Genomic DNA, 12,986 nt, shown 5'->3' on the forward strand with positions numbered 1-12,986 from the left:
TTGTCTAAAAAAACCAGGCAAAGATCTACTAATTTTTTTACTCCACCTACTCTTTGAAGTGATCCGGGATCCGCTATCTGTGTGCAAAATGCGTGCAAATAAAAAGGAGCTACAAATTTAATCTTTATAACTCCTTCATTATCAGTAGCGAGAGGCGGGCATGATCCGCCGACCTCATGATTATGAATCATGCGCTCTAACCAGCTGAGCTACCTCGCCATTAAGTTGACTTTGCAATTTAGTTCAATTCTGTTTTTTGAGCGGGTGCAACCGTTGTCGCTATTCCAAAATTGCGGTGCAAATATAGTGTTTAATTTCCACCAATTCCAAGTAATTTTTTATTTTTTTATTTCACAGTTCTCAATCTAATTGATTAAATGAACGATAATACCTATATTGCAACAAACAAAACAACCATGACTACCAAAGCAAAAATTCAACTCGAGTATTCGATCAATTGTTCCCCCGCTGTGTTGTATAATCGTTTAAGCAGTGCTTCCGGCCTGTCTGAATGGTTTGCCGATGATGTGCATGTAAGAGGAAAGGTGTATACCTTTATTTGGGAAGGATCGGAGCAGGTGGCCGAGATGGTGCAAAGCCGCGACGGGAAACACGTGCGTTTTAATTGGATCAATCCCGAGGAAGATGATGATGAAACCTACTTTGAGTTCCGGATCAATAAAGATGAACTTACCGGTGACGTTTCCTTGGTTGTGACCGACTTTGCCGAGCAAGGAGAGGAAGATGAGGCCGTTGACCTCTGGAATTCTCAGATAGCCGATCTGAGACGCGTACTTGGTTGCTAAAGGATTTTCTTTTAAATTCTCTAAAATAACTTAGTTTTGTAATCGTTTCCCAAAAACAGACCATGAAACGTTTACATGTTTTTATCTTAAAAAGTTTTCTCGGGCCATTTCTGATGACCTTCTTCATTTGTGTTTTCATCCTGCTGATGCAGTTTCTGTGGAAATATATTGATGATATGGTTGGGAAAGGACTCGAATGGAACATTGTGGTTGAATTGCTGTTTTATGCTTCTTTGGCCTTGGTGCCCATGGCTTTTCCACTTGCCATGTTGCTGGCTTCCATCATGACTTTCGGGAATTTAGGCGAGAACTATGAACTGGTGGCCATGAAAGCTTCAGGAATTTCCTTGTTTCGGATTATGCGTCCTTTACTGTTTATCGCGGTTGGCCTTACGATGTTTGCCTTTTATTTTTCAAATAATATTTTGCCAAAAACCAACCTGAAATTCGGGGCCCTCATGTACAGCGTGAAACGGCAAAAACCGGAAATGATCATAAATGAAGGTGTATTTTCGAATGATATGGATGGTTACAGCATCAAGGTCGACCGCAAAAGCCGTAGCAGCAACCTGCTTTATGGAATCTTGATTTACGACCATACCAATAATCAGGGAAATGTTTCCGTGACGGTGGCCGATTCGGGGTATATGAAAATTTCGGAAGACAAGAAATTTATGGTGATGACCTTGTTTGACGGAGAAACAGCTGTTGAGGAAAACCCGAACGAGCGCGGGCGCGACAAACGTTACCCGTTTCGTCGTACCCGTTTTGGCAAGCAGGTGATTACTGTTCCGTTACGCGATTTCGAGTTTAAGCGTACAGATGAAAATATGTTGCGGAATGCCTACCGAATGATGAACTTGGGGCAGCTGGAGCATTCGGAAGACTCACTCTATACTGATTTTAATTACAGGGTCAGGCGCTTTGCCATCAGTATGCGCTATAACGATGCCCTGAACCGCTCGGTGGTTGAGTTGACACAACCAGTTGACTCGTTAAGGAATTATCAGGTTTTTAAGGCAGACTCCGTGGTTGATGTTGCAGAAGTTTACAGCCGGTTGGATCCCATGCAAAAAGACGAGATTGTATCTTCGGCCCTTAACTCGGCCCGAATGAATAAGCAGATTATCGATCAGAACGTTTTTGAATTGTACAATCTGAAAAAAAATGTCAACAAGTATTCAATGGAAAAACACCGGAAATTTACCTGGTCGGTGGCCTGCCTTATCTTCTTTTTTATTGGTGCGCCGCTGGGGGCAATCATTCGTAAAGGCGGACTGGGAATGCCGGTTGTTGTTTCTATATTAATGTTCATTACCTATTACATGGTGTCCATTTCCGGGGAGAAATTTGCGCGCGAAGACATGTGGGGAATGTCTCAGGGAATGTGGTTTTCCACCTTCATCTTTTTGCCTGTTGGATTTTTCCTAACCTACAAGGCAGCCAATGACTCGGGCCTCATGAATATTGAAACCTATCAGCACAACCTCAAACGTTTCTTCTCGTTTATTATTAATCTGAAAAATAAACATGTAAAGGCTGCACATGCGGATACTTCAGCTGACCAATAAGGTTCCGTGGCCGCCAAATGACGGCGGTGCTATTGCCGTTCTGACCCTGTCGAAAGGGTTTTTTCTGCACGGGCACCAAGTGACGGTTTTGGCGATGAACACGGATAAACACCATGTGCATTCCGACGAAATCCCCGAACATCTGAGGCAGCAGATTGATTTTCGGCTGGTGGACGTTTCTGCCCGGATCACGCCCTATGGGGTGCTGAGGAACTTGCTTTTTTCGGATCTTCCTTATCATGCCGAGCGTTTCCTGAGTGAGGACTACAACCGTGCCTTGATTCGCTTGCTGGATGAGGAATATTTTGATGTTATCCAGCTGGAAGGACTGTACCTGTGTCCTTACATTCCCCTCATCCGTGAGCATAGCAAGGCGTTGATTGCCTATCGTGCCCACAACATCGAATATGAAATTTGGCAACGAACCGAACGTTTGGCTAAAGGTTTTCGGAAAATTTACCTGAAATTGCTCTCAGGGCGGCTGAGAAAATTTGAGCGGTCATTCCTGAATAAATATGACGTGTTGGTGCCCATTACCGATCGCGATGGAGCTATTTTGGATCAGATGGGGAATACTAAAAACCGCCACACTTCTCAAGCCGGAATCGATCTGTCCACCCTGGTTCCCACGGCTAAAGGGTTGGAGTATCCTTCATTGTTTTATATCGGAGCGCTGGATTGGGGGCCCAACCAGGAAGGCCTTCTTTGGTTTTTGAAATATTGCTGGCCCCGGATACTGCAAAATCATCCCGGGTTGAAATTTTACGTGGCCGGGCGAAACGCACCCGCCTGGTTGGAGGCTCGCCTAAAAACAGCCGGACTCGTTTATCTGGGTGAGGTGGACGATGCCCACCGCTTTATGAGCTCAAAAGCAATTATGCTTGTTCCCTTGTTTTCGGGCAGTGGCATGCGCGTCAAAATTGTAGAAGGGATGGCGCTTGGAAAGGCGATTATCAGCACTTCGATCGGATGCGAGGGCATTCCGGCAAAAGATCGCGAAACAGTGCTGATTGCCGACGATGCCGACAGTTTTGTGCGGGCTGTGGCTGAACTGGCCGCAAACAAAAGTTTATTCGATAAGCTATGTAAACAGGCTGTTGATCTTATTCGGGTTAAATTTGACAACCTGGCTATCGTTGGCTCCCTGATTGACTTCTACAAGCAGCATTTACATGATTGAATCCCTGTTTTGGATATTTTTCTTCATCGTCATTTACACCTTTCCGGGATATGCTATCTTGTTGTGGGCGCTGGTGAAACTTAAGCACCTTTTTAGGAGGCGAAAGATGTCTGCTGAACTTCCTGATGTTCTTCCTCATGTTTGTCTTTTTGTGACAGCATGTGACGAAGTAGGGCATGTGGTGGCGAAGGTCGAAAATTCGTTTCAACTGAATTATCCAAAAGAAAAAATACAATACCTCTGGCTGACGGATGGTTCCGGAGACGGAACACCGGATCGGCTGCGGGTGTTCCCCGAAATCCAGGTGGAGCATTTGCCGGAGCGAAACGGAAAAATTCATGCCATGAACCGCGGAATGCAATTTGTTGATGCACCCATTGTTGTTTTCTCAGATGCCAATACGATGTTGGCGCGGGATGCTTTGCTGGAAATTGTCCGGCATTTTCAGGTGCCAAAGGTGGGCTGCGTCTCGGGTGAAAAACGGATCTTGGAGAAACCATGTGATAGTATGGCTGCGATCGGTGAAAGTTTCTACTGGCGGTTTGAGTCCCGTGTGAAAGCATTGGATGCCGAATTGAGTTCGGCGATTGGCGCCGCGGGGGAGCTGTTTGCCATTCGTCGAGAATTGTACGAACCGGTAGATGCGGATACCTTGCTCGACGATTTTGTGATTTCCATGCGTCTGGTTGAAAAAGGCCATCGGATTGCTTATGCGCCTGCTGCCTTTGCCGTGGAAACCGCCTCGTTAAACCTACGCGAAGAATATAAACGCAAAACCCGGATTGCAGCAGGCGGCATTCAGTCGCTTGCCCGGTTGTATGGCTTGCTGAATCCAGTTCGTTATGGCTGGTTAAGCTGGCAGTTTTTTTCACACAAAGTGTTGCGCTGGACCCTGGCTCCGATTGCCGTGTTTGGCTTGCTGCCTGTAAATTTGTGCATGGTTGCAGGCAAACAAAGCGGATTGACTGATTTCTTTGACTTGTTCTTTGGTTTTCAGTTCTTAATCTACCTGTTGGCCGGTTTGGGGTGGCTGTTCGAAAAGTCACTTACCCGCTACAAACTGTTTTTTCTTCCCGCGTATTTTTTCATGATGAATTATTCCACCTTGGCTGGTGGCATTCGATATTTTATGGGTCGGCAAAAAGTGGCCTGGGAAAAGTCGCGGCGGGCTTAACTTGCCCAAAGTCATTTGTAAATAGATATTTTTGGTTAGTTTTGCATCTGCATTTTTCGAAAACCAAATAAGCATAATGACCGAGTTCAAATTAAATACAGTTCCCGAGGCGATTGCAGCCATCAAAAACGGTGATTTGGTGATTGTTGTGGATGATGAAGATCGCGAAAACGAGGGTGATTTTATTGCTGCTGCCGAGCTGATTACTCCCGAAAAAGTAAACTTTATGGCAACTTACGGGCGCGGACTGATGTGTGTGCCCCTTACCGAAAGCCGTTGTGAAGAGCTTCAGCTCGATCTGATGGTGGGTGAGAACACCTCTTCGCACCAAACGCCGTTTACGGTATCTGTCGATCTGATCGGGCATGGCTGCACTACCGGTATTTCTGCCAGCGACCGTGCCAAAACCATTCAGGCGCTGGCAGCTGAAGGCACCCATCCCGAAGAATTGGGCCGCCCCGGACATATCTTCCCGCTGAAGGCAAAAGAGCGCGGGGTATTGCGTCGCGCCGGTCATACCGAGGCGGCGGTTGACCTGGCTCGTCTGGCAGGGCTGAAACCTGCCGGAGTCCTCATCGAAATCATGAACGAAGATGGTACCATGGCCCGTTTGCCCGAACTGATGAAAGTGGCCGACCGCTTTAAGTTGAAAATTATCTCCATTAAAGATCTGATCGCTTTCCGGCTTCAAACTGACCGTTTGATCGACCGCGGCGAGGAAGTGGAACTGCCTACGAAGTATGGTAATTTTCGCGTGATCCCGTTTCGGCAAAAGTCAAACGGGGCTGAGCATGTTGCCCTGATAAAAGGTTCTTGGGACGAAGATGAAGAAATCCTGGTACGGATGCATTCTTCCTGTATGACCGGTGATATTTTTGGATCGATGCGTTGCGAGTGCGGCGACCAGCTGCACAAGGCGATGGCGTTGATTGAAAAGACCGGCAAAGGTGTGGTTGTTTATATGATGCAGGAAGGCCGGGGAATTGGGCTGATGAATAAAATTGCCGCCTACAAATTGCAGGATGAAGGGATGGATACGGTAGAAGCCAACATCCACCTGGGGTTTCAGGCCGATGAACGCGACTATGGCGTAGGCGCTCAGATCTTGCGCGACTTGGGAGTGCACAACATGAAGCTCATGACCAATAACCCGGTGAAACGGGTTGGCATTGAAGGATACGGACTGAAGGTTACCGAAATTGTTCCGCTTGAAGTTGAGCCTAACGAATACAACCAGCGCTACCTGAAAACCAAGCGCGACCGTATGGGGCATTTCCTGCAACGTTTTAAATACGATTAAGGTGAACTATGGGGATGTTCGATCAGCTGTTTCCGGACAGCTACGATAGTTTTGCGGAGGGTGAAGATTACTATCTCAGCAAAGAAGGCTACCGGGTGATGACCGAAAGCTATTTGGTCCGTCGCGGGTATTGCTGCTCAAACGGGTGTAAACACTGCCCTTACGATCCGAAAGCCCAAAAAGGAAACCGAAAATTACGCCCCGATGTGGCAAAAAAATATAAATAGCCGGATGATGAGTCCGGCTTTTTGATATTCGTTCTTATAGACTTGCAATATTTAGATAGTAACCTCAACTATTTTTTGTCGAGAATAAACTTTACCCCGAAAGAAATGATGTTGGCCTTCAGTCCATCACTGCGGTTATAGTGGTTATACCGCACATCTAAATTTTTCATCCCAAGTTTAAAAATCTTCAAATTGGTGAAGATATCCGTATAGCTTAATCCGATCCCATACTGATTGCTGTGAAAATCCGATAGATCGTAATCGGAAGTATAGAATTCTTCGGTTGACAAATGGCTTTCAAACGGTGCAAAATAATCTGCTGCGGTTTGCGTGTAAAACCGGTAGGTTGGTATAATTGAAAGGCTTTGCGAAAGCTTCACCGGTATCTCCAAACTGGCAGTATGCGAGTTGATCCCCCAATCGTCAAAATAATACCGGTAATAAGTCCGAAGCTTAAAGGTTTCGTTGATGTAATAGTTAATCCGTGTTCCCACCGGAACCTTAACCCGTGTATCCGGCAGTCGCTCAATATCGTCTGAGAGTCGGTAAACGCCTGTATTCTTAGTAGTTGTGTAATTCGGAATATCGCTGGCCGTTCCGATATAATAGTTTGGTCGATCAGCAAAATAAATCCGGTGGTACGGAGTGGCCAGCAATCCTTCCTGATAAACCACATCCAAAAAAACAGAGGCCTGTAGTTTTTTGCTTAATATTTGGGAAAATGACAAGGACAAGGAATAGGAGTTCCGGTTTTTGCCGGATACCGGGTTAAACTTGATTGGTTTGTAGCCGGTTGATTCGGCTCCGGTTTCATCCCGAACAGGAACACCTTCAAAATAACCTGAACTCAGGAAGTTGTCGCCGTACCGGTCATATTCGTGCAGTTCGGTTGGGTAGATCGGTCGCCACGCATCCAGATAAACCTGTCCTTTCAGGCTAAGTTCGGTGTTTTTTTCGTTGAATAGCCTGGCCAGGTTTCCGCCAAAACCAATTGACGAATAATCATACTCATTCGAAAAGGAAAGATGGCTTCCCCAGATAAAATTCCGGTCGTCAGAACTGTGGGTATAGGTTGCACTAATACTGGCAAGCACATCGCTTCGCGAGGCGCCCGATGAAGCTACCCACGGACTTCCGGTAACCTCCCCTGGCACACTCACCCGGTCTTCGTCTTCATGCTCCTCTTCGTCATCATCATCATCTCCGCCCCGTGAGGCTCCTGAATTATTAAAAGGGTTGATATTGCTTGAGGAGGCTGACGTGTAAGCTGACAAGCCGGCATCAATAGTGAGTACATCATCATCGTTGAGGGGCAGGTTAATCACGATGGTTGGAGTGATATTATCCAGGCTTTCAGTACCAATGCCACCGCTAACCGGTGAATGTTCCCCTTCCTGAGTGTAGTAGCTCATCAACAGGTCAACTTCGGTATTTTCAAGCACACGTTTTTTATAGACTTTTGTGGAGTCTTGCCGGGCGATACTTACCTGCGTAATGCCGACAAGCAGAAATAGGAGGAGTAGATGCTTCATTTTTTTTACGATTAGTTACAGCCACAACCGCCACCTGTTTTACCGCCGTTAGCGCCTGCTGCAGCTTCGCGATAAACCTGGAAGTTTACCTCGAAACGTTCATTTGGCGTGGCTGATAATTTCATGTCAGGATCGTTAATGTAAATTTTCTCATACTCTTTTACCGCAACACACGAACTCAGGCCGAGCAAAGCCAATATGAAGACTGCGAGCTTTTTCATTTTTCGGTTGTTTTTCGTTCAATATTTTTTGAATAATAGATTTTACCCAGATCATCCACGATAACGCACTCGATTCCGGTTAGTTGATTGATGAAATCCAAGCCCGTTTCTTTGCCCATCACGAATACAGAGGTGGCCAAAGCGTCGGCCAGCTCTGCTTTGGGGGCGAAGATGGTGACACTGGCAAGTCCCTGCGTGGGGTAACCGGTGCGCGGATCGATAATGTGCGTATAGCGAGTTCCATCGAAAATCATGTATTTTTCATAATTGCCGGAGGTTACTACTGCACTGTTTTCAACAGGAAACCAAGAGAAAACATGGTTCTTGTTTAGCGGGTTGGTAATTCCCACCAACCAGGGAGAACCATCCGGCTTTTCTCCCCAGCAATTCAGGTCGCCCGATGCATTCACCATTCCGTCAACAACCCCTTTGTCCATCAACAGCGCTTTTGCCATGTCGGCTGCATATCCTTTCCCGATTGCCCCAAAGCCAATTTTCATTCCCGGGAGTTTTAGAGATACGGTCCCGTCCTGATGGTTCAGGATAATATTTTCGTAACCAACTTTCGATACGGATTGACTTATCTGCGAGCTGTCTGGAAACTGGATCATTGTTCCGTCAAACTTCCAGATTCTGTCCATCGCGGCGAAAGAAATATCAAAGGCACCGTCTGTGATTTTTGAAATTTGAATGGAACGCTCGATCAACCCAAATAATTCAGAACCTACCTTTACCGGCTTAACGCCGGCATTTTGATTGATCAGTGATGTTTGAGAACTGGGGTCCCACGATGAAATCAGTTGCTCAATCCTGGTAATCTCATCGATGGCCATCCGGATAAACTGATCACCCTCACTTTTGTTTGAAGCCACAACGGTTATTTCAAACCGGCTGCCCATCAGCTTAAGCGTCCGGGTAAAAACTTCGCCGGCAAACCCGGCAAGCTCGGAAAGAATAAGGGCACAGACAATAATTATCTTTTGCATAGTTTATTTTTCAAGCGACACCAGCAGATCGATGTATTCTTTTGGACTGATATTTTTATACCCGGTAGTGCCAATTATGGCGCCTTGATTGTTCAGAATTACAACATGGGGAAAATATCCATTCTCATTGTACTTTTCTGCCAGCTTGTTGTTCTGTTCCTGCTGATTTTCGGGTAATTGGTTTTTCTTTAATTTGGGAAAATCAGCCCTCAGGAGCACAAAATGATCATCGGAAAATGTTTTGAATTCTTCGGACTGCCAAATGAATTTTTCCAGTTTTATGCAGGGGGCGCACCAATCAGTCCCGGAGAATACAAGCAGAATGTTTTTGTGTTCGTTGGTCGCTTTGGCTTTCGCTTCATCAAAATTAGTGAGCCAGTTTTGGCCAAATGAGCTGGTTGTCATGCCAATGAGCAGGATGATTAAAAATTGATACTTCTTCATATATGGATTTGTTTGTGTTTGCGATTACCTCAAAACAATAAAGATCGTTTATAGTTCATTGGTTCTATCAATACTTCTAAAATGATCGTGCATTCCTGTTATCCGTTCCCGATTTCTGAAATAACGGCAGACTATCGATGAAAAGTACCCAAACTTCGATTGTTTTTTTATCTCCGGAGTTGTGGAAATACCTTTACAGTAAATAAGTAAAGCGTATGAAAACAAGTCAAACGAAAATTTTTCTGATCGGACTGCTGTTGCTGGTTGTGCTGGTTCCGGGTAGTGCGCAAACAACGGACTGGACACTGGAAGACTGCATCAATTACGCGTTGAGCAGGAATATCCAGGTGCAGCAAGCCGAATTGTCAACCGACCGTAACCAGTTATACACCGAGCAGGCCAAGGCGGCTATGCTGCCTTCACTCAGCGGTTCGGTCAGGCAAAACTTTAACTGGAACAAGGACATTGACTCTCAAACAGGTGAATTTGGCAGCCTGGATGGCTCCAACAGCACCAGTTATTCGCTTACTTCCAGCATGGTTTTGTTTAACGGTATGAAAGTAAACAATCAGTTGAAGCAATCGGAATTGGAACTTCAGAGCAGTCGTTACTACTCCGAAACGGTGAAAGAGTCGGTTGAACTGAACATCCTGAATGCCTTTCTACAGGTGCTCTATGCGCAGGAAAACGTGGTGAATGCCGAAAAACAAATCGAAGCCACGGCCGAACAGTTGTCGTTGGCCGAAGAACGGTTGAACCTGGGCATGGTGTCGCAGTCGGATTACCTGCAGATAAAAGCACAGCTGGCCAGCGAGAAACTCACCCTGGCGAATGCCAATAGTCAATTGTCGATTGCCCGTGTCAGTTTAATGCAGTTGATGGAGTTGCCGGTGGATGAGCGTTTTGGCGTTTCATCGCCGGGTCTGGGTCAGTTGCTGAACCAAAACCTGACTCCCGATGCGGGAGAGGTTTATGCGCAGGCGCTCGCCATCAAGCCGCAAATCAAGAAGGCTGAGTTGGACAAGCAAAGCGCTGAGCTGGATGAAAAAATTGCCAAAGCCAGCCTCCTGCCTTCTTTGTCGCTCGATGCCGGATTGGGAACGGCTTATTCCAGTGGCTTGGGCGGCTTCAACTATGCCGACCAGCTGAAAAACCAAATCAGTCCCTCGTTGGGCTTATCGCTTACGGTGCCCATTTTTCAGAAAAAGCAGGCAAAAACCAGCGTGAGTGTGGCCCAAATTGGCATTGCCACCGCTGAGCTGGAAGAAATCAATACAAAAAACCAGCTTCGCAAAGAAATTGAGCAAGCCACGGTGGACGTGGTGGCTGCCCAATCAGAATACGAGGCCAGCCTGGAGCAATATCAGGCCATTGACGAATCGAACCAGGTGGCCACCGAAAAATTTCACCTCGGATTAATGAACTCGGTGGACTATTTGTTCGAAAAGACCAACCTGATTAAGGCTGAGAGCAAACTGCTGCAATCAAAATACAACCTCATCTTTACTTATAAAATCCTCGATTTCTACAAAGGAATTCCATTAACACTTTAAAAAACGGGAACAATGAAAAAGAAAATCATCTATAGTATTCTGGCAGTGGCCATAATAGCCGCAGGAATTATTTCCTTTTGGTCGTTCAGTAAGGCTGGCCAAACGGTTGAGCTGGAAACTGCAGCGGTCATCCGGGGCGAAATCAGCGACGTGATCACGGCCACCGGTACGCTTGAAGCGGTAGAAACGGTTGAAGTGGGTACCCAGGTTTCGGGTGTCATCCGGAAAATTTATGTCGATTACAATTCGCAGGTGAAAAAAGGACAGTTGCTGGCCCGGCTTGACGAAACCCCCTTGGTGGCTCAGTTGGAGCAGAGTAAAGCGACTGTCGATCAGGCGGAAGCCGAAGTGCAGTACCAGAAGGCAACATATGACCGCTATCAGGTGTTGATCGAGAAAAAGCTGATTGCCCAATCGGACTACGACCTGGTGGTGTACAATTACAACAAGGCGGTGGCCAGCTTAAACAATGCCCGTTCGGTTTACGATAAGAATAAAATCAACCTGTCGTATGCCACGATTTGTTCGCCCATTGACGGGATTATTCTCGACCGTGCCGTGGACGAAGGGCAGACCGTGGCGGCCAGCTTCAACACGCCAACCTTGTTTACCATTGCCAACGACCTGACGCAAATGCAGGTGGAAGCCAATGTGGATGAGGCCGATATCGGTAATGTCCGCATCGGACAGCGCGTGGAATTCACCGTAGATGCGTATCCAACTTTAAAATTTGACGGCGAGGTGATTCAAATCCGTCTGCAACCTGTAGAATCCTCCAATGTCATTACTTACACGGTGGTCATCAATGCGCCCAATCCCGACAAAAAACTGATGCCCGGCATGACCGCCAATGCTTCGTTTTATGTAAAAGAATTAAAAGGCATCCCATTGATGCCGGCCAAAGCGTTAAATTTTAATCCGGATCAGAAACTACTGATGGCTTATCAGGAGGCGCACCCCGAGGTAAACTTGCAACTTCCGGAAACCGGGATGACGGATTCCGGTGAGCAGGGCAAAACCGTCTGGGTAAAGAAAGGGAATGTCATTCGTTCGCAACAGGTGACATTGGGGGAAACAGACGAAGCCTTTTATGAAGTAATTTCCGGCTTGGATGAGGGCGATGAGGTGCTTGTTTCGTTGATCCAAAGTACTGCCGCTGCCGGTGAAAAGTCGGCAGCCCGTAGCCCGTTTATGCCGCAACGCCCGGGTAATAACCGTAAATAATCAAGCTCATGAACAAGCCGAAAACAATTATTGAAGTCAGTGGGTTGAAGAAGGATTTTCATGTGGGCGAAATTACAGTACACGCACTGAAGGGAATCAACCTGGAGATTAAGCAAGGAGAGTTTGTTGCTATTATGGGCACCAGCGGTTCCGGCAAGTCCACCATGCTGAATATCCTGGGGTGCCTGGACAAGCCCACTGCCGGACAGTATGTGCTGGATGGGGTGAGCATGGGAGAGCTGGGGAAAAATCAATTGGCCGGACTGCGGAACAACAAGCTGGGTTTTGTTTTCCAGAGTTACAACTTGCTGCCCCGCACCACAGCGTTGGAAAATGTGGAGCTGCCGCTTTTTTATAATTCAAAAGTAAAGGCCAAAGAACGCAAGGAGAGGGCTATTGCCGCGTTGGAGGCCGTTGGTCTGTCCGACCGGATGTACCACATGCCTAATCAGTTGTCGGGTGGGCAGCAGCAACGCGTGGCCATTGCCCGCTCGTTGGTAAACGACCCGGTGGTCATATTGGCCGACGAGGCTACCGGAAACCTGGACACACGCACTTCCTACGAAATTATGTCGCTGTTGCAGCGACTGAACGAAGATGGAAAGACTATCGTTTTTGTGACCCACGAGCCTGACATTGCCCGCTTTACTACCCGTAATGTCGTGTTCCGCGATGGGCACATCATTCGCGAAGAAATGGTGAAGGACCGTCTGAATGCTGCCGAAATGCTGAAAAACCTGCCGGTGGAGGAGGATTAAACGTAAAAAT

The 12,986-nt window shown here is 46.8% G+C and carries 13 protein-coding genes and 1 tRNA gene; 9 read left to right on the forward strand and 5 right to left on the reverse strand.

All coding sequences use genetic code 11. The features are described from left to right. Nucleotides 1–145: 145 nt before the first annotated feature. Nucleotides 146–219 (reverse strand) — tRNA-Met (locus N2K84_RS06350). A gap of 158 nt (nt 220–377) precedes the next feature. Between N2K84_RS06350 and N2K84_RS06355 the strand changes: the two genes are divergently transcribed. From N2K84_RS06355 to N2K84_RS06380, 6 genes are all read left to right on the forward strand, one after another. Beyond that, nucleotides 378–806, forward strand: a complete 429-nt coding sequence (locus N2K84_RS06355; RefSeq protein WP_282590947.1) for an START-like domain-containing protein — start codon at nt 378–380, stop codon at nt 804–806. Nucleotides 807–868: 62 nt separating this feature from the next. Further along, the gene (locus N2K84_RS06360; protein WP_282590948.1) at nt 869–2,377 is read left to right on the forward strand and encodes an LptF/LptG family permease; all 1,509 of its coding nucleotides are present in this window, start codon (nt 869–871) and stop codon (nt 2,375–2,377) included. Then, on the forward strand, nt 2,352–3,557 hold the full coding sequence (locus N2K84_RS06365; protein WP_282590949.1) for a glycosyltransferase family 4 protein: 1,206 nt from the start codon (nt 2,352–2,354) through the stop codon (nt 3,555–3,557). The genes N2K84_RS06360 and N2K84_RS06365 overlap by 26 nt, the downstream gene beginning before the upstream one ends. Continuing rightward, nucleotides 3,550–4,731 (forward strand): glycosyltransferase family 2 protein, encoded by a 1,182-nt coding sequence (locus N2K84_RS06370; protein WP_282590950.1) that lies wholly within the window; start codon nt 3,550–3,552, stop codon nt 4,729–4,731. The genes N2K84_RS06365 and N2K84_RS06370 overlap by 8 nt, the downstream gene beginning before the upstream one ends. 76 nt (nt 4,732–4,807) lie before the next feature. Then, on the forward strand, nt 4,808–6,031 hold the full coding sequence (locus tag N2K84_RS06375) for a bifunctional 3,4-dihydroxy-2-butanone-4-phosphate synthase/GTP cyclohydrolase II (RefSeq protein WP_282590951.1): 1,224 nt from the start codon (nt 4,808–4,810) through the stop codon (nt 6,029–6,031). An 8-nt stretch (nt 6,032–6,039) separates the two neighbouring features. Then, entirely contained in the window at nt 6,040–6,258 is a 219-nt protein-coding gene (locus N2K84_RS06380; protein ID WP_282590952.1) for a C1orf53 family protein, read from the forward strand. A gap of 68 nt (nt 6,259–6,326) precedes the next feature. Here N2K84_RS06380 and N2K84_RS06385 read toward each other — a convergent pair whose 3' ends face one another. Genes N2K84_RS06385 through N2K84_RS06400 form a run of 4 tightly spaced genes read right to left on the reverse strand, consistent with a single transcriptional unit; the run spans nt 6,327 to nt 9,441 of the window. Next, on the reverse strand, nt 6,327–7,790 hold the full coding sequence (locus N2K84_RS06385) for a DUF3570 domain-containing protein (RefSeq protein ID WP_282590953.1): 1,464 nt from the start codon (nt 7,788–7,790) through the stop codon (nt 6,327–6,329). Between the two features lie 11 nt (nt 7,791–7,801). Continuing rightward, nucleotides 7,802–8,011: a DUF4266 domain-containing protein gene (locus N2K84_RS06390; RefSeq protein ID WP_282590954.1), complete on the reverse strand. Its 210-nt coding sequence runs from the start codon at nt 8,009–8,011 to the stop codon at nt 7,802–7,804. Further along, nucleotides 8,008–8,997 (reverse strand): FAD:protein FMN transferase, encoded by a 990-nt coding sequence (locus tag N2K84_RS06395; protein ID WP_282590955.1) that lies wholly within the window; start codon nt 8,995–8,997, stop codon nt 8,008–8,010. The genes N2K84_RS06390 and N2K84_RS06395 overlap by 4 nt, the downstream gene beginning before the upstream one ends. Before the next feature lie 3 nt (nt 8,998–9,000). Further along, nucleotides 9,001–9,441 (reverse strand): thioredoxin family protein, encoded by a 441-nt coding sequence (locus N2K84_RS06400; protein ID WP_282590956.1) that lies wholly within the window; start codon nt 9,439–9,441, stop codon nt 9,001–9,003. 215 nt (nt 9,442–9,656) lie between these two features. On the opposite strand from N2K84_RS06400, the gene N2K84_RS06405 reads away from it, so the two are divergent. Genes N2K84_RS06405 through N2K84_RS06415 form a run of 3 tightly spaced genes read left to right on the forward strand, consistent with a single transcriptional unit; the run spans nt 9,657 to nt 12,976 of the window. After that, nucleotides 9,657–10,994 carry a TolC family protein gene (locus N2K84_RS06405; protein ID WP_282590957.1) on the forward strand — a complete coding sequence of 446 codons (1,338 nt, stop codon included), beginning with the start codon at nt 9,657–9,659 and terminating at the stop codon, nt 10,992–10,994. Between the two features lie 12 nt (nt 10,995–11,006). Continuing rightward, the gene (locus N2K84_RS06410) at nt 11,007–12,218 is read left to right on the forward strand and encodes an efflux RND transporter periplasmic adaptor subunit (protein ID WP_282590958.1); all 1,212 of its coding nucleotides are present in this window, start codon (nt 11,007–11,009) and stop codon (nt 12,216–12,218) included. Nucleotides 12,219–12,226: 8 nt separating this feature from the next. Continuing rightward, nucleotides 12,227–12,976, forward strand: coding sequence for an ABC transporter ATP-binding protein (locus tag N2K84_RS06415; protein WP_282590959.1), 750 nt, complete (start codon nt 12,227–12,229; stop codon nt 12,974–12,976). Nucleotides 12,977–12,986: the final 10 nt, after the last annotated feature.

This window comes from Gaoshiqia sediminis (genome assembly GCF_025907915.1).
GTDB lineage: Bacteria > Bacteroidota > Bacteroidia > Bacteroidales > Prolixibacteraceae > Gaoshiqia > Gaoshiqia sediminis.